19 protein-coding genes are annotated in these 16,352 nt (G+C 63.0%); 5 read left to right on the forward strand and 14 right to left on the reverse strand.

What is annotated here, in order from left to right; all coding sequences use genetic code 11:
* Positions 1-188: 188 nt before the first annotated feature.
* On the forward strand, positions 189-626 hold the full coding sequence (locus LVS58_RS24130) for a CBS domain-containing protein (RefSeq protein ID WP_233693120.1): 438 nt from the start codon (positions 189-191) through the stop codon (positions 624-626).
* 6 nt (positions 627-632) lie between these two features.
* Here the strand turns inward: LVS58_RS24130 and LVS58_RS24135 are convergent, their stop codons facing one another.
* From LVS58_RS24135 to LVS58_RS24145, 3 genes are all read right to left on the reverse strand, one after another.
* Positions 633-1,271 carry an NADH:ubiquinone oxidoreductase subunit N gene (locus tag LVS58_RS24135; protein ID WP_233693121.1) on the reverse strand — a complete coding sequence of 213 codons (639 nt, stop codon included), beginning with the start codon at positions 1,269-1,271 and terminating at the stop codon, positions 633-635.
* Positions 1,272-1,341: 70 nt separating this feature from the next.
* Positions 1,342-1,584 (reverse strand): DUF2789 domain-containing protein, encoded by a 243-nt coding sequence (locus LVS58_RS24140; protein ID WP_233693122.1) that lies wholly within the window; start codon positions 1,582-1,584, stop codon positions 1,342-1,344.
* A gap of 61 nt (positions 1,585-1,645) precedes the next feature.
* Positions 1,646-2,104 (reverse strand): aminoacyl-tRNA deacylase, encoded by a 459-nt coding sequence (locus LVS58_RS24145; protein WP_003255874.1) that lies wholly within the window; start codon positions 2,102-2,104, stop codon positions 1,646-1,648.
* A 98-nt stretch (positions 2,105-2,202) separates the two neighbouring features.
* Between LVS58_RS24145 and LVS58_RS24150 the strand changes: the two genes are divergently transcribed.
* The gene (locus tag LVS58_RS24150; RefSeq protein ID WP_233693123.1) at positions 2,203-3,549 is read left to right on the forward strand and encodes an NfeD family protein; all 1,347 of its coding nucleotides are present in this window, start codon (positions 2,203-2,205) and stop codon (positions 3,547-3,549) included.
* A 2-nt stretch (positions 3,550-3,551) separates the two neighbouring features.
* A complete protein-coding gene (locus LVS58_RS24155; RefSeq protein WP_014861487.1) occupies positions 3,552-4,307 on the forward strand; it encodes a slipin family protein in 756 nt (251 codons plus the stop codon).
* A gap of 45 nt (positions 4,308-4,352) precedes the next feature.
* Here LVS58_RS24155 and LVS58_RS24160 read toward each other — a convergent pair whose 3' ends face one another.
* From LVS58_RS24160 to LVS58_RS24170, 3 genes are all read right to left on the reverse strand, one after another.
* A complete protein-coding gene (locus tag LVS58_RS24160) occupies positions 4,353-4,985 on the reverse strand; it encodes a LysE family transporter (RefSeq protein ID WP_233693124.1) in 633 nt (210 codons plus the stop codon).
* A 121-nt stretch (positions 4,986-5,106) separates the two neighbouring features.
* Positions 5,107-5,694, reverse strand: a complete 588-nt coding sequence (locus LVS58_RS24165) for a mechanosensitive ion channel family protein (RefSeq protein ID WP_233693125.1) — start codon at positions 5,692-5,694, stop codon at positions 5,107-5,109.
* Complete coding sequence (locus LVS58_RS24170; RefSeq protein WP_233693126.1) at positions 5,694-7,604, reverse strand: ATP-binding cassette domain-containing protein; 1,911 nt, start codon at positions 7,602-7,604, stop codon at positions 5,694-5,696. Before LVS58_RS24170 ends, LVS58_RS24165 begins: the two co-directional genes overlap by 1 nt.
* 50 nt (positions 7,605-7,654) lie before the next feature.
* Between LVS58_RS24170 and LVS58_RS24175 the strand changes: the two genes are divergently transcribed.
* Complete coding sequence (locus LVS58_RS24175) at positions 7,655-8,134, forward strand: TIGR02444 family protein (RefSeq protein ID WP_233693127.1); 480 nt, start codon at positions 7,655-7,657, stop codon at positions 8,132-8,134.
* Here LVS58_RS24175 and LVS58_RS24180 read toward each other — a convergent pair.
* Complete coding sequence (locus tag LVS58_RS24180; RefSeq protein WP_233693128.1) at positions 8,113-9,075, reverse strand: AlgP family protein; 963 nt, start codon at positions 9,073-9,075, stop codon at positions 8,113-8,115. The two genes, LVS58_RS24175 and LVS58_RS24180, sit on opposite strands and share 22 nt — an antisense overlap.
* Before the next feature lie 178 nt (positions 9,076-9,253).
* On the opposite strand from LVS58_RS24180, the gene LVS58_RS24185 reads away from it, so the two are divergent.
* Complete coding sequence (locus LVS58_RS24185) at positions 9,254-9,892, forward strand: FKBP-type peptidyl-prolyl cis-trans isomerase (RefSeq protein WP_233693129.1); 639 nt, start codon at positions 9,254-9,256, stop codon at positions 9,890-9,892.
* 9 nt (positions 9,893-9,901) lie between these two features.
* Here the strand turns inward: LVS58_RS24185 and rsd are convergent, their stop codons facing one another.
* The 7 genes from rsd to LVS58_RS24220 form a co-directional block, all read right to left on the reverse strand.
* Entirely contained in the window at positions 9,902-10,372 is a 471-nt protein-coding gene (rsd, locus tag LVS58_RS24190) for a sigma D regulator (RefSeq protein ID WP_233693130.1), read from the reverse strand.
* A 231-nt stretch (positions 10,373-10,603) separates the two neighbouring features.
* Complete coding sequence (locus LVS58_RS24195) at positions 10,604-11,110, reverse strand: disulfide bond formation protein B (protein ID WP_233693131.1); 507 nt, start codon at positions 11,108-11,110, stop codon at positions 10,604-10,606.
* 222 nt (positions 11,111-11,332) lie between these two features.
* Positions 11,333-12,571 carry a heme biosynthesis protein HemY gene (locus LVS58_RS24200; RefSeq protein ID WP_233693132.1) on the reverse strand — a complete coding sequence of 413 codons (1,239 nt, stop codon included), beginning with the start codon at positions 12,569-12,571 and terminating at the stop codon, positions 11,333-11,335.
* Positions 12,568-13,668 (reverse strand): uroporphyrinogen-III C-methyltransferase, encoded by a 1,101-nt coding sequence (locus LVS58_RS24205; protein ID WP_233693133.1) that lies wholly within the window; start codon positions 13,666-13,668, stop codon positions 12,568-12,570. Before LVS58_RS24205 ends, LVS58_RS24200 begins: the two co-directional genes overlap by 4 nt.
* Before the next feature lie 45 nt (positions 13,669-13,713).
* A complete protein-coding gene (locus LVS58_RS24210; protein ID WP_233693134.1) occupies positions 13,714-14,481 on the reverse strand; it encodes a uroporphyrinogen-III synthase in 768 nt (255 codons plus the stop codon).
* The gene (hemC, locus tag LVS58_RS24215) at positions 14,478-15,419 is read right to left on the reverse strand and encodes a hydroxymethylbilane synthase (protein ID WP_233693135.1); all 942 of its coding nucleotides are present in this window, start codon (positions 15,417-15,419) and stop codon (positions 14,478-14,480) included. The genes LVS58_RS24210 and hemC overlap by 4 nt, the downstream gene beginning before the upstream one ends.
* Positions 15,420-15,537: 118 nt before the next feature.
* Complete coding sequence (locus tag LVS58_RS24220; RefSeq protein WP_021782553.1) at positions 15,538-16,281, reverse strand: LytR/AlgR family response regulator transcription factor; 744 nt, start codon at positions 16,279-16,281, stop codon at positions 15,538-15,540.
* Positions 16,282-16,352: the final 71 nt, after the last annotated feature.

The raw sequence follows: 16,352 nt of genomic DNA on the forward strand, positions 1-16,352 counted from the left end.
CGGGGCGGGGGGGGGGGGGGGGGGGGGGGGGGGGGGCGGGCCGCCCCCCCCCCACCGCCCGCTACAAGCGAACAGCAATGACGTTTTTCAATCGCCTCCATGCCGTTTCCTGCATTGCCGTGCAGAGCGCCGTACCGGATGCTTTAGTTACTCCGAGACAGTGCTTTCTTTCACCCGCAGAGGCCCGTATGAAGACCGTCGAACAAATCCTCAAGACCAAGTCCCAGCACCAGACCGTCTACACCATCGGCCCGGATGACTCGGTGCTCGACGCCCTGAAACTGCTGGCGGAGAAAAACGTCGGTGCGCTGCCTGTGGTCGAGGGCAACCAGGTGGTGGGTATCGTCAGTGAGCGGGACTATGCGCGCAAACTGGTCCTCAAGGGCCGCTCTTCCGCTGCCACGCCGGTACGCGAAATCATGAGCGCACCGGTGGTCACCGTGGAGCCCAAGCAAAAACTCGATTACTGCATGAACCTGATGACCGACCGGCACCTGCGCCACCTGCCGGTGGTCGACAACGGCAGGTTGCTCGGCCTGCTGTCGATCGGCGACCTGGTCAAGGAAACCATTGACGAACAGGCGAACCTGATCAAGCAAATGGAGCAGTACATCCGCGGCGAATGAAGCGCCTCAATGGTAGGCGCGCTCCAGTTCGTCCAGCTGATGGTCGAAGCTACGCAAGCGCGCCGACCAGGTGTACACCAGCACTTCCAGGTCACGGTTGAGCACTGCCGTATTGCCGTGGCCGCTGTGCGTGGGCTCGCCGAGGTCCAGCTGGTAGCGTTCACGAGCCATCGCCTGGGCCACGCTGGACAGGTCGCGAGCGTTGGCCAGCCAGTGGTGATGGCGGTCATGGATTTCGCGGTCGAGCACCCGGCACTGACGCTTCAGCGCATCCAGGCTCTGCTCCAGCGGAGTGCCCCTGAGCTCGCCCATGACCTCTTCGAAGGTACGCCCCGAATGCCAGTAGCTGCCCCAGAAATAACGGTCGAAAACCGTCTCGACGCGGCGTAGCGCAACCTTGGTGTTCCAGATGGTCAGCAACGTTCGCCCCTGCACCACTTCGCGCTTGTTCAGGTGCAACTGCTGCCAGGCGATCCATGTCAGCGCCACCAGTGCAACCGCAACCGTGACTGCGGCAGCGGCATACAGGAAATTCACGGCCTGGTTCATCTGTTGCGTCTGTCTGATGCCATAGAAGTAACTGGCCGTCAGGGTGCCCAGGATCGTCACGGAACACCAGAAACCTGGTGCGTAGGGATCTTTCATCGCGCTATCCCCTTATTGTTTTTCCTGAGCATAGCAACGGCCGATCACTCGTCAGGTGCCGCTCGGCGCTTTATTTTCGGGGGCGGCGCAATGCTTCGTTGAGTTGATCGAAGGGCACGGCCCAATCGGAATCTTCAATGATGCTGTCCTTGAGAAATGCACGCTGGGAGTCGGTCCAGAACGGCGCATCCACCAGCTTTATTTCGTTCTTCAGCGGGGAATGGCTGGTGATGAACTGATCGATACTCGTGGGATCGTCGGGCAAGCCCAACTGCTTGAACAGGTCGGCAAAGGGATGGATCGGCGCTTCCATGGTTCCTCCTGGGCGCCAGGCAAGCCGTCCACGACGCCCGCCTGGCATTGGTTTGAAAACATCAGCACAGCTCGCGCACTTCGGCGTGCGGCACCAGCTTCATGTACTGCTCCATGCTCATGTGAATCAGGTGATCGTGGTCACCCGCTTCCAGGTAGACATCGCCTTGGCGGGTAAGACTCGGGTCGAGCAGCATTTTTATCTGGTAAGCATCGCCAAGGGCCGGCACGGCTCCGCGTTCGCAGTCATTGAACAGGCTCGGCAGACCACTTTCACGGGTCAGATGCCAGGCCCCGGACATACGCACCTTGGTCATGTCCAGGTGCCGGTTGGCCGGTAGCACGGCCATGATGTAGTTGCCATGACGGTCATCGAGCATCACCGACTTGGCGACCCGCTCGGCGGGCACGCCGGCCGTTCGTGCCGACTCCAGGCTGGTGGCCGAATGTGGGTGGGGAATGATGTCGTAGTCGCAGTTGGCCTTGTCCAGGCGGGCCTGCAGGGTCTTTGCCATACGCATGATGCACCTCCGGTTTCGCCCCCCAATCTCCAATTTTAGGCCGGGTACGGGCGGGCGGGGCTAAACTTGTGTAATACGCGCAAATGAGGTGACGACAGGTGATCGCCCGCTGCTGGCGCTGGCTGTTGCTGCTGTTGCTGCTTGGCCTCACGCCAGGTGGCCAGGCAGCGCCCGGCGCGGTGTGGGTGCTGGGCATCGACGACGCCATCGGCCCGGCCAGCGCCGACTACCTGGTGCGCAGCCTCGGCCAGGCCCAGGCGCAAGGCGCGCAACTGGTGGTTATCCGCATGGATACCCCGGGCGGGCTGGACAGCGCCATGCGCCAGATGATCAAGGCGATTCTCGCCAGCCCCGTACCAGTCGCAAGCTACGTTGCCCCCAGCGGCGCCCGCGCCGCCAGCGCCGGCACCTATATGCTCTACGCCAGCCATGTCGCAGCGATGGCGCCCGGGACCAATCTGGGCGCTGCCACGCCGGTGCAGATCGGCGGCCCGCCTGGCACGCCCAATGATGACAAGGCCAAAGGCGGCGATGATGAAACCCTTGCACGCAAACAGGTCAACGACGCCGCCGCCTACATCCGTGGCCTGGCGCAGCTGCGTGGCCGCAACGCCGACTGGGCGGAAAAGGCCGTGCGCGAGGCGGTCAGCCTGTCCGCCAGCGAGGCCTTGCGGTTGAACGTGATCGATCAGGTGGCCGATGACCTGCCCGACCTGCTGCGCAAGCTCGACGGCAAAACGCTCCAGGTGGCTGGCCAGCCACACCAGCTGCAGACCGCAGGCGCCAGCGTGGTCGAACACCTGCCGGACTGGCGCACACGGTTTCTGGCGGTCATCACCAACCCCAGCGTAGCGCTGATCCTGATCATGATCGGCGTCTACGGCCTGTTGTTCGAATTCATGAACCCCGGTTCTGCGGTGGGCGGCGTGGTCGGTGGTATCTGCCTGCTGCTGGCGCTGTATGCGCTGCAGCTGTTGCCGGTGAGTTTCGCCGGGGTGGCGCTGATCCTGCTTGGCATCACCTTCATGATCGCCGAAGCCTTCCTGCCCAGTTTCGGCGTGGTCGGCTTCGGCGGCATTGCTGCCTTTGTGGTCGGCGCGTTGATCCTGATCGACACCGACGCCCCCGGTTTCGGCATCCCGCTGGCCTTGATCGGCGCCTTGGCGCTGCTCTCGGCACTGCTGATTGGTGGCGTGCTGGGCATGGCCCTGAAGGCCCGCCGACGAGCACTGGTCAGCGGCGACGCTGACCTGGTCGGCAGCCTGGTCACCATCACCCAGGTGATGGCAAGCAACCCCTTCTGTGGTGTCGTGCTGGCGCAGGGCGAGCAATGGCAAGTGCAGTGCGCAACGCCGCTGCAAACTGGCCAGAACGTACGGGTGACCGCGCGCCATGGCGTGATGCTGGAAGTGAGCGCCGCCGCCCCAGCGACGCAAGGAGAATGACCATGTTCATGCAAGTCGGTTTCGGCGCCGTTCTGATCGTGCTGGCCATGCTGGTGCTGTCGGCGTTTCGCATCCTGCGCGAATACGAGCGCGGCGTGGTGTTCCAGCTGGGGCGCTTCTGGCAGGTCAAAGGGCCGGGGCTGATCCTGTTGATCCCGGTGATCCAGCAAATGGTACGGGTCGATCTGCGTACAGTGGTACTGGATGTGCCGCCGCAGGATGTGATCACTCGAGACAACGTTTCGGTCAAGGTCAACGCGGTGTTGTACTTTCGCGTGCTCGACCCGCAGAAAGCGATCATTCAGGTTGAGGATTTTCTGGTGGCGACCAGCCAGCTGGCCCAGACTACCCTGCGTGCAGTGCTGGGCAAGCACGAGCTGGATGAGCTATTGGCAGAACGCGAGCAACTGAATCTGGACATCCGTCAGGTGCTGGATGCGCAGACGGATGCCTGGGGCATCAAGGTGGCCAACGTCGAGATCAAGCACGTTGACCTGAACGAGTCGATGGTACGCGCCATCGCCCGCCAGGCTGAGGCCGAGCGCGAACGTCGGGCCAAGGTGATTCACGCCGAAGGTGAACTGCAGGCGTCGGAGAAACTGATGCAAGCTGCGCAAATGCTGAGCAAGGAGCCAGGGGCGATGCAGTTGCGCTATATGCAGACACTGGGGACGATTGCCGGGGACAAGAGCTCGACCATCGTCTTCCCGCTGCCGATAGACCTGTTGAAGGGGTTGGTAGACAAGGAAAAAGAGTGATGGGCCAATCGCGGGCTTGCCCGCGAAAGGCCTGTATGCGGTCTGTCAGACCGGCGCGCGGCGCAAGGTCGCGAGGAAGGTGGCGGCACCAAGGAACAACCCGGCAAAGGTGCGGTTCAAACGCTTCTGCTGTTTGGGCGTGCGCAACATGCGCAACACATGCGAAGCCAACCCGGTGTACCCCGCCATCACCAGCAGGTCGACAGTGACCATGGTCACGGTGATCGCCACATATTGCGGCAGCAGCGGCGCATGGGGATTGAGGAACTGCGGCAGCACCGCCAGCATGAACACCAGCGCCTTGGGGTTGCTGATGTTGACCAGGAAACCACGAAACACCAGACTCAGCGGCTTGCCGATCGGGCGCACGCCTGATTCATCGCTCATGTCCATCGGCAGGGCACGCCACTGCTTGTAGGCCAAGTACACAAGGTAGGCGACGCCAAACCACTTGATGACCTGGAACGCCGTGGCCGAGGCGGCCAGGACGGCACCGACGCCGGCAGCGATGATGGCAATCTGCATGATCAGGCCCAACTGCAGGCCCAGGGCGTTCCAGTAACCACGCCAGAAGCCGTATTGCAGGCCGCTGGACATTGACGCAATAGCCCCGGCACCGGGTGAAAGGCTGATCACCCAGCAGGCGGCAAAGAAGCCTAACCATACTTCCATCGACATCACACACCTCGCTCGAGCATTTGTTGCAAAACGTTAAGCTAAGGTTTTGGCGAAAAAATAACCAGCGATTTCTAATGGATTTGTGGTGCCTGACCTGGCCTCTTCGCGGGCGCGTACAGGTTCAGTCAGCTTCGGCAGCCGGGTCTTTGTGCAGAGCCTGTACCTCGGCCCCGCGCCAGCGCCGCACCGACTTCTGGAAGAACTGGCTATTGGGCACCTGCACCAGCGCCCCGCCCGCTTCGGGCATTTCCAGCAGGGTGGTAAACAGCAGGTTGATAGCAATCACCCGGCCTTTCACGCCTGGCTTGTCCAGCGTATCGACCAGTTCGACTACATCACCGATGCGAAACGGCCCGACCGTGAAGATCAATACCGCGCACAGCAGGTTTGACAGCACGCTCCACATGGCGAAGAAAGCCACTGCCGCCACCGCGACAAAGCCGGACAAGGCCGTCCACAGCACGGTCGCCGAAACACCCAGCCGCTCCAGCACGAACAGCAGCGCGCTGCCCATGATCAGCCAGCGCAGGCCACCGCGCACCGGCACCAGCAGCTCCGGCGGCAACGGGTAACGCTGGCCCAGGCGGCTCAACCCGCGCGCAATGATGCGCTGCAGGACGAACGCCGCGGCCAGGATCAAGAGGATCTGCAAACCCAGCCATAAGGTGTCCATCCATTGCCCTGGCAGCAGCGAACGCAGTTCCTCCATCAGGACAACGCCTCGAGTTCGGCCTGCATGCTTTCAAGGGTTTCCAGCGCCTCCATCCAGGCCTCCTCCAGCTCGCCTTCGCGTTGCTTGAGCCGGGTCTGGCGCGCCAGCAGGTCGCGTAACTCGTCCTTGCGCGCCGCGTCGTAAAGGCCACCATCACCCAGCGCGGTCTCGATCTCGGCCAATTGCGCGTGCACCTGGTTGAGCTCGGTTTCCAGCTTGTCGGCAGCCTTCTTGTGCGGTGCCAACTGCTGACGCAAGGCTGCGGCAGCCTGGCGCTGGGCTTTCTTGTCGGTCTTGTCCGGGTTAGCCGGTGCAGTACTGGCCGGCGCGCTGCGCTGGCGGTACTCGACCAGCCAGCGGCTGTAGTCTTCCAGGTCGCCGTCGAAGGTGTCGACCTTGCCGTCGGCCACCAGCAGGAAGTCATCAGTGGTGCTCTTGAGCAAGTGACGGTCGTGGGATACCACCACCACTGCACCGGCAAACTCCTGCAAGGCCATGGTCAGTGCCAGGCGCATTTCCAGGTCCAGGTGGTTGGTCGGTTCGTCAAGCAGCAGCAGGTTTGGCCGCTCCCAGGCAATCAGCGCAAGTGCCAGGCGGGCCTTTTCGCCACCGGAGAAGTTAACCACCGGCTCGTCGCAGCGGGCACCGTGGAAGTCGAAGCCGCCAAGGAAGTCGCGCAGCGTCTGCTCACGCTCGGCAGGGGCGATGCGCTGCAGGTGCAGCAGCGGGCTGGCCTTGTCGTCCAGCGAGTCCAGCTGGTGCTGGGCAAAATAGCCTACAGCCAGGTTCTCACCACGAACCAGACGGCCCGACAACGGCTCCAGCTCACCTGCAAGGTTCTTGATCAGGGTCGACTTGCCGGCGCCGTTGGGCCCGAGCAGGCCAATACGGGCACCCGGAGTGAGCTGCAGCTTGACCTTGTCGAGGATGGCCTTGTCGCCGTAACCCAGGTAGCCTTCGGACATGCTCAGCAACGGGCTGGAAATTTTCTGCGATTCACGGAAGACAAAGTCGAACGGCGAATCGACATGCGCCGCCGACAGCTCTTCCATGCGCTCCAGGGCCTTGATCCGGCTTTGCGCCTGGCGGGCCTTGGTGGCTTGCGCCTTGAAGCGGGCAATGTACTTTTCCATATGCGCGCGCTGCGCCTGCTGCTTCTCGTAGGCCTGCTGCTGCTGCGCCAGGCGCTCGGCACGGGTGCGCTCAAAGGCGGTGTAGCCGCCTTTGTACAAGTTGAGCTTGCGCTGCTCGACGTGCAGCACATGGTCGACCACGGCATCGAGGAAGTCACGGTCGTGGGAAATCAGCAACAACGTGCCGGGGTAGCCCTTGAGCCAGTCTTCCAGCCACAGGATCGCGTCGAGGTCGAGGTGGTTGGTGGGCTCGTCGAGCAGCAACAGGTCGGACGGGCACATCAGTGCCTGGGCCAGGTTCAGGCGCATCCGCCAGCCACCAGAGAAATCGCCGACACGGCGGTCCATCTGTTCGTTGGTGAAGCCCAGCCCAGCCAGCAACTTGCGCGCACGGGCGTCGGCGGTATAGCCGTCAGCGCTTTCCAGCTCACTGTGCAGGCGCGCCAGGGCGGTGCCGTCGTGGGCCTGCTCAGCCGCGGCCAGTTCGGCCTGGACCTTGCGCAGGCGCACGTCGCCATCAAGCACATAGTCCACAGCCAGGCGGTCGAGGGTGTCGACCTCTTGGCGCATGTGGGCGATGCGCCAGTCGCCGGGCAGTTGGCAGTCACCGGCATCGGGCGACAGCTCACCGCGCAGCAAGGCGAACAGGCTGGATTTTCCGGCGCCGTTGGCGCCGATCAGGCCGGCCTTGTGACCGGCGTGCAGGGTCATCTCGGCGCCTTCTAGCAAGCGCTGCGGACCACGCTGTAAAGTGAGGTTGGATAGTCTGATCATGATGGTCGCGGAGTCTACCAGCTTCCTCGGCCCATAGCGCGAGTGGAACCATGCACACCGACCTGTGGAATTACGCCCTGACCCTGTATGCAAGGCCCGGCGTAGAAGCCGCCTGCCTTGAACTGCAGGCACTGGGTGGCGATGTCTGCCTGCTGCTGTGCGCGACCTGGCTGCAAGCACGTGGAGTGGCCGCACTGGGCGAACGCGCGCAAGCACTGCAAGAACTTGCCGAGCCCTGGCAGCGTGACGTGGTCGCCCCGCTACGCAGCCTGCGCCAGCAATGGCGAGCCACAGCGTCAGGTGATACCCAACTGGCGGCATTGCGTGAACAGGTGAAGGGGTTGGAGCTGCAGGCTGAAAAAGCCTTGCTGGAGCGCTTGCAGGAACGCTCGCGACAGTGGCCCGTGGGCTCCCATGAGCCCGCGGACGACTGGCTGGCCCGACTGGCACCGGACCAGGCTCTGCATCATGACGCGCTCGTTCGGTTGCGCGTCGCAGCGGCTGCGCTTCAGGACGCCGAAGGGGCCTGAGCCGGAGCACTCGCAGATGCCGACGGTGCTGCAGCAGCCGGGCTCACCGAGTTGGTTGCGGCGGCCGGTGTAGCGGGTGTGGCTTCAGCAGGCTTGGCGGCGGGTTTGGCGGCAGCTGGTTTTGCGGCCGGCTTGGCAGCTGGTTTGGCTGCAGGCTTGGCGGCAGCGCTCGCCTTGGCAGCCGGTTTGGCCGCAGGCTTGGCGGCAGCAGTCGCCTTGGCAGCCGGTTTGGCCGCAGGCTTGGCGGCAGCAGTCGCCTTGGCAGCCGGTTTGGCCGCAGGCTTGGCGGCAGCAGTCGCTTTGGCAGCCGGTTTGGCCACAGGCTTGGCGGCAGCAGTCGCCTTGGCAGCCGGTTTGGCCGCAGGCTTGGCGGCAGCGGTCGCCCTGGCGGCTGGTTTGGCCGCAGGCTTGGCGGCAGCGCTCGCCCTGGCGGCTGGTTTGGCCGCAGGCTTGGCGGCAGCGCTCGCCTTGGCGGCTGGCTTGGCCGCAGCGGTCGCCCTGGCAGCTGGTTTGGCCGCAGCGGGTTTGGTGGGTTTAGCCGCACGCAGTTCAAGGGCCTTGGCTGCAGCTTCGCGTACCTTGCCTACACCCTGAGCCAGCTTGAGGCTGTCCTGAGCATCGCGTTTGAGTTGCTGAATGTAGGAGCGAGTCTGGGTTTGACGCTCCTTGAGAGACTCGAGCAGTTCTTCAAGTTCACCGATGGCTTTTTGCGCCTTGGTTTGCGCCTTGGCTTTACCTGCCTTGGCCGCGTCTTGCAGTTTCAGGCGACCGTTGTGCAGTTTTTCCTGCGCCTTGCCACGCTGCTTTTCCAACTTTGCCAGCAGTTTTTCCGCATCAGCCAGCGCTTGCGAGCAGGCCTCTTCCAAGTGCTCGAGCAGACTGCCCGAAAGTTGCTGGAGCAGGTGTAACGGCGTACTTACTGGCTTCTTTTTGGCCGACATGGTTTACCTCCTGGCTGACGAGATTGCGGCTCATACTATGCTTCTGCTGCTACCGCCGCTAGGGCATGTTGACCGTAACATTTACACCGCGTTGCATGCCTGGGCAAAGTTGTTATCTTGCAGCTGCGTGAAAGTGTAGTTGCTGAATTAATCATTGCTGGTATTTGGGAGTCAGGCGTTGCCTCGATATCTTGTTTTAGGTTTATGCCTGCTGGTGCCAGTTGCAATGGCCGACAGCAACGACCATGACCTCGCCTACAGCCTGGGCGCCAGCCTGGGTGAACGCCTGCGCCAGGACATGCCTGGCCTGCAACTGGACGCACTGGTCGAAGGCCTGAAGCAGTCCTATCAGGGGCAACCCTTGAAGCTCGACAAGGCCCGTATGCAGGCGGTGCTGCAGCAACACGAGGCGCAGGAAGGTGACGCAGCCACACAAAAGTTGCAGGCGGCCGAAATACGTTTCATGGCCAACGAGCGTGGGCGTTATGGGGTACGCGAACTGCCGGAAGGTGTGCTCTACAGTGAGCTGCAGCCCGGCACAGGCGCGCAGCCCAAAGCAGGCGGCAAAGTGCAAGTGCGCTATGTGGGCAGGCTGCCGGATGGCTCGGTGTTCGACCAGACCGAGGCACCCCAGTGGTTCAGCCTGGAGTCGGTGATCGAAGGGTGGCAGGTGGCCTTGCCAAGGATGCACGCCGGTGCCAAATGGCGCCTGGTAATCCCTTCAGCGCAAGCCTATGGCGCCGAGGGGGCGGGAGACCTGATTGCACCCTTCACCCCCTTGGTATTCGAGATCGAACTGCTGGCGGTTGGCGACTGACGCCAACCGTCAGGCCTCGACTGCGCCCTCTTCCTTGTGCGCGTTGTGCAGCACTTCGATCAGGCAGTCTTCAAGCTCGAAGCGCTCATGCAGCAACCCGCCCAACTTGGCCAGCTTCTCGGCAAAGCGTTCGGTGTCCTTGCACTCCCCCTTGGCGCAATGGTCGTTGAAGGCCAGTGCGATCTGAGTACTGTCGTTGATCCGTGGGTTGATCTCTTCGGCCAGCTTCAAAGCCTTCTCGTCTCCGAACGCCTTGGCCTCGCTGACCAGTTGCTCGCAAACTTCGAAGTGCCACGCCGAAACGTAGTCGACCAGAAGTGCGCAAAAGTCCCCGTTGGTGTCCTTGTCGGCGAAGGCTGGCCTCACATCGCGCAGGGCGCGGAAAGCCTGCACCAGTTCCTGGCGCTCCTCCAGCCAACGGTCGATCAGCTGGTGAACCCCACCCCAGCGTTCCTGGGCGTTCTGACAACTATCGAGCATGGCGATCACTTCCCTTCTGGGTAGATGCCGCTGCACCTCGCACCACGACCGCGCAGCACAAAGGTGACATCAGCAGGACGGCATCGAGCAGTTGTTTTTCCGGTATGCGTGCTGGGAGATTATTCCCGCGCGTGCTGCCCTTCAAGGTACGCAGCACACAAAGTTCATACAAGTGTTTAATACCCTGTCATATCACCATTGGTCGCGCTAATGGCACAACCTTGCGCCAGATCATGTTCTTGCCAGGGTGCGGAAACGATACGCCAGCAGGCAACTCAAGGGCAGCACCGCCAACAGCAGGAAAGCCAACAGGCTCCATTCCGGCAGTGTCAGATCGAGAAAACTCCAGGCAAGCGAACGGCAATCCGGGCCACCCAGCAGCAGTTGCCGTGCCGCTTCACCCCAGGATTGCTCGAACACTCGCCCGATCGGCACCGGGCATACATCATTGCCCCCCTCTGTCCCCTGCAACCAGACATGCCGCGCTGCCAGCGATGCGCCGGCCAGCGAGCAGCCCAGCATCAGGCGAGCATAACGAAGGACGCCCAGCGTGCCCGGCGCCTGCAGCACGGCTGCGAAGCACAGCAGCGCGTACACGCCAAGCAGCAACCGTTGGCTGAGGCACAATGGGCACGGCATCAGCCCTACGATGTTTTCCAGTCGCAAAGATGCAACCATTACCGCCAGTGCGACCAGGCAGGCAGGAAGGAAAAAGGTGCGCAAACGGGCCGGCAGCATGGGCGGTTAAGGTCCCGTGGAAAAAGTAGTGGCTTGAAACGGTAGAGGAAAGACACGCTTTGTTTCAAGGCACGACAGCAACGACAAGTCCCTGAATCGCGTAGGAAATTTCCAACGATGCGGTAGGAAGCGCCGGAAGAAATGGACTGCAGAACTAACTGGCAGCAATAGATAAATTACCTTCCCCCAAAGCCCGCGCCTTGGCGCGGGCCTTGGGGTGGGTCAGGCGCGAACGCCTTCTGGCAAGGGCAGCGCCAGCAGGCGTTCGTCCAGCAGGCCAAGACCCTCCTGGAATAGCTGGTTGCTGCGCTCGGTCTCGCCCAGCCCCGCGAGCAGGCGGGCCAGCTCAGCACAGGCCTCGGGGTTGCGCTCCATGCGCAGGCTGCTTTCCAGGTAGTCACGCGCCTTGCCCCACAGGCGGTTCTGTAGGCTAAGGCGACCTAGGGTCAGCAGCAGGCTGGCATCTTGCGGATGAGCCTTGAGCCAACCTTCAGCGGTTTGCAACTGAAGTGCCGGGTCATCACCACGCACCAGCCCGTAAAGGCGGGCCAGATGGCTTTCGTAGTCGCGCTTGAGGGCCGTGCGCAGTACCTGTTCGGCCTCGTTCTGGGCACCCACCTGGCGCAATTGTTCGGCGTACGCCAGCACCAGTTGCGGCTCCTGGCGCTGGGCTGCGGTCAACTGCTGCCATGCGCGCTCCAAGGATTGGCGTGCACTGAGCGCGTCGTCGCCACGGGTAGTAGCCAGGCTCAGGTTCTGGCCCCAGGCACGTTGCTCCAGAGCAGCCAGCTCGGCGGCAGGCAGCACTTTACCTTTGCGCAGGTCGGGCAACAGGCGGATCAGTGCAGACCAGTCGCCGCGCTCCAGGTGCAGGCGTTGCAGCAAGCGCAGCACCTGGCCGTTGTGCGGGTGGCGCTCCTGCATGGCCAGCAGGGTTTCCAGGGCCCCATCGCTTTCGCCACGGTCCATTTGCAACTGGGCATGGGTCAGGGCGATGGCCAGCTCCGCTTGCGGCTGGCGCTCCAGGGCACGCTCCAGCAGGTTGTCGCTGTCCTGGGTACGGCCTTGCTCGTTGGCAGCACGCGCGGCACCAAGGTAGTACAGCAACGGCTGGCGCTCAGCCTCGGCGGCACGGTGCAAGTGCCGTTGGGCACTGGCCCAGCGGCCCTCGGCAAGATCGAGCTGGCCCTGTTCGATCGCCAGGCGGATACGTCGGCTGCGGTTACGCCGTGACCACGGGTTGACCACACCACTGGAAGTCAGCACCAGGCCCACCAGATAGCGCAGCAACCAAAGCAGCAGGACGACCGCCAAAATACCCGCCAAGGCTGCCCACAGCCCCGACTGATAACGGAAGCCACCATAGGAAATCAGTACATAGCCGCTATGCTTGGCGACCGCTATGCCCAGTGCCGCAGCAACCACGATCGCAAGCACGGCCAACAGGTAGACACGCTTCATGGCTTGCCCCCTACAGCCTCGGCCGGCAGGTGACGGCGCTGGATATAAGCCTGCACTGCCGCCAGGCTTTCACTCAGGTCAGGGGTAACCACCGACACCGGCTGCTCGGCCAAGGCATTGAGGCTGTCGAGCATGGCCTTGCTTTGCGGGTTGTCGGCGTTGAAGTTGGCCAGCAGTACGCTGCGGGCGTCGTCCAGCGCCTGCGTGTAAACCTTGGCATCACCATTGAGCGCCGCCCACTGGGCCTGCTCGATAGTCAGGCTCAGGGCCAGGCGCAGCTGGTTCAGTTGCTGCCCGGCCAGCAACGGCCGCACGTTTTCATCGGCATTGAAGTCGATCTGGAAGTATTTGGATATTTCTGCCCACCACTGCGACAGCCTGCTGGCACCATCACCGTCGGCGGTCAGAGCGCCAAGCGCATCGGCGTTACTGTCGAACTCGGGTGACTGGGCGCTCAGCTGCTGTACCAGCTCACGCTGTGCAGCCAGTTTCAGGAACAGGCCAGTACGGTCCGGTTGCTGAGTGCTGTTGAGCGTGGCCAGGCTGCGTGCCAGTTGCTCGCGAGCGGCGAAGGCACCCGGGTCGCTCTGCTCGCGTAGGATCTCGTCGGCGCCTTCGACCAGGGCTTTGGCACTGGTGATGTCCTGCAACGCCGAAAGGCGCAGGGTAGCCAAGCGCAGGAGGTGCTCGGCTTCGGCAAGGCGCCACTCTTTGCGGCTTTCACCCAGCACGGTTTCCAGGCGCTGACTGAGACGCTGCTGGTCGCCCTGCAGCTGGGCAACCAAACGCCGGCGGTCTTCCAGCTCACTGGCGGCGGGCAAACTGGCCAGTTGCGCACTGATCTGCTGTTCACGTTGCTGCAGCGCCTCGGCGCGCTGGTTCAGCGCCTCGATGTGCTGGCCTTGGTCGAACTCACTGCCCTGCAGTTGACGCACCTGCCAGACACCCCAGCCACCTACCGCCACCCCGGCTGCGCCAAGCAGCAAGGCCAGTGCTGCCAGGCCACTGCCGGAGCGCTTGGCAGGTGGGGTGGTAACGGGTTCCGTAGGCGCCTGAGCCGACGGTTGATCGTTATTGGACAAGACAGTCTCGCTCACGTATCCATCCTTTGCATGGGGGCGCACCGCATTCAGCTTAGCGCCTTAAGAGGCAGGTGCAGCGCTACGCTGCACGGCTGCCAGCAAGGCCGTGGCACTGGCGCCACGGCAATCCACAACCTGTTGGGCCCCGGCGGCCTTGGCCTGCTCGGCGACCCGCGGGCTGGGCACGAACAGCGGCATCTGGGCCAGCCGCAGCCAATCGCCACCGGCCATCTGCTGCAAATGTTCAAAACCCTGCCCACTGCTGACCACCAGGCCATTGAGGCGTTCCGCTTCAATGCGGCGCATCAGCGTACCCGCCGGGTAGGCCGGCAGGCAGCGACGATACAGTTCCAGATATTCGACACTAGCACCTTGCTCTGCAAGACGCTCTGCCAGCAGTTCGCGACCTCCGACGCCGCGAACGATCAACACACGCGGTGCCGGCTCGGTAAGTGCCTGGCGCAGGGCCGGCAATGCCAGCAAGGCTTCGCTGTCATCGCCACGCGGCGGAAAGCTTACCTCCAGCCCAGCACCCTGCAGCACCCCGGCGGTTGCCTCACCCACGGTGAACCAGCCTCGCTGCGGAGGCCGGATGCGGGCCTCGGCCAGATGCTCAAGCAACAGCCGGGCGGCCGGCTTGCTGACCACAATGATCGCCTGGAAGTCATGCAAGCCTTCCAGCAACAGTCGCTGTGGGGCTTGCACGGTAATAGGTTCAATTGCCAGCAGCGGCAGGCAACTGCTGCCCACGCCCGCTGCCGCCAGGCTTTGCGCCAGCGCCGCGCAGTCCTCGGCAGGCCGGGTCAGCAACAGGCGCCATTGGCTCACGGGTGACCGGCCTCGCCGTAGACTTCCTTCAGAATGGCCTCGGCGCCCTGCCCCAGCAGGTCTTCGGCCACCTGTACACCCAAGGCCTCGGCGGCGGCACGGGGTGCACGGGCATCGGCCACCAGCAAGGTCCCGCCGCTAGGCTGGCCGACCAGGCCACGCAGCCACAACTGGTCACCTTCAAGTACCGCGTAGCAGGCAATCGGCACTTGGCAGCCACCATTCAGGCGTTTGTTCAGCGCGCGCTCCGCCATGACCCGGTCAGCGGTGTCGACATGGTGCAGTGGCGCCAGCAGTGCATGGATCTCAACGTCGGCACTGCGGCACTCAATGCCCACCGCGCCCTGACCTCCTGCCGGCAGGCTGTCATCGACGCTGATGGTGGAGGTGATGCGGTCTTCGAAGCCCAGACGGATCAGGCCCGCTGCGGCGAGGATGATGGCGTCGTACTCGCCGGCATCCAGCTTCGCCAGGCGGGTGTTGACGTTGCCGCGCAGAAAACGGATTTGCAGGTCCGGGCGGCGCGCCAGTAACTGGGCCTGACGGCGCAGGCTTGAGGTACCGACGATACTGCCGGCCGGCAGTGCTTCGAGGCTGTCAAAGGTATTGGAAACGAAGGCATCACGCGGGTCTTCACGCTCGCAGATGCAGTACAGGCCCAGGCCCTCGGGGAAGTCCATGGGCACGTCTTTCATCGAGTGCACGGCGATGTCAGCTTCGTTGTCCAACAGCGCGGTTTCCAGCTCCTTGACGAACAGCCCTTTGCCGCCGATTTTTGCCAGCGGTGCGTCGAGCAACTTGTCACCGCGGCTGACCATGGGCACCAGGGTCACCTGCAGACCGGCGTGGGCCTGCTCGAGGCGGGCCTTGACGTATTCGGCCTGCCACAGGGCCAAAGCACTTTTACGGGTGGCAATGCGGATTTCGCGAGTGGACATGAAACGCCCCGATCCAGAGAAATACCGTCGATCATAACAGCATCCCCGGTATCGCTTGCAGATACGGATCAACAGGTCACACGCAGTCAGGTACAGAAGCGGCCCAAGTCCAGGGGCGTCAGAGGGTCTGCATCATCTTGCGCACACCGGCCACATGGCGACGGCTGACAGTCAGGGCATCGCCGTCCAGGCCTTTCAGATACAGCTGAAAATGCCCCAGTGGGGTGCGCTGCAAGCGTTCGATACGCTCGCGGGCGACCAACGCATTGCGGTGGATGCGCACGAAGCGTTCGCCAAATTCGTCTTCCAGGGCTTTGAGTGGCTCGTCAAGCAGCACCTCCCCGGCTTCGTGACGCAAGGTCACATACTTGTGGTCGGCTATGAAATAGATCACCTGGGGTAACGGAATCAGTTCGATGCCTTTACGCGTGCGGGCGCTTATATGGCTGCGAGGTCCGCCGCCTTCATTGGCCGGCCGGGTAAGCGCCGCCAATTGGGCGCGGTTGGGTTTTTCGGCCTTGCGCAAGGCATCGCGCAAGGCCTGGGCCTGGAAGGGCTTGGTCACATGGCTGAGGGTACTGTCCTTGAATGCCTCTGCACCGTATTCATCATCCCCGGAGCAAAACACCACCGCGGGTGGTGCCTCGCGTTCGCACAGACGGGCGGCAACCTGCAGACCATCCAGGCCTGGCATGCCGATGTCCAGCAGGACCACATCGGGCTTGAGGCTTTCAATCAGCGCCAAGGCCTCATCGCCGTTGGTGGCGCTAGGCTCCAGCACAGTGTAACCCTCCAGTTCGCCGAGCAGCCGGCTGAGGCGTTCACGGCCTTGGGGTTCATCATCAACGATCAGGACATTCATAATTGCGCTGGATTCCTGAATGAGTCTCGCACAGGTATAGCGTAGACAGGTGTGGTTCGAGCGACACTGCG

The organism is Pseudomonas sp. JR33AA, from assembly GCF_021378985.1.
Classification (GTDB): Bacteria; Pseudomonadota; Gammaproteobacteria; order Pseudomonadales; family Pseudomonadaceae; genus Aquipseudomonas; species Aquipseudomonas alloputida.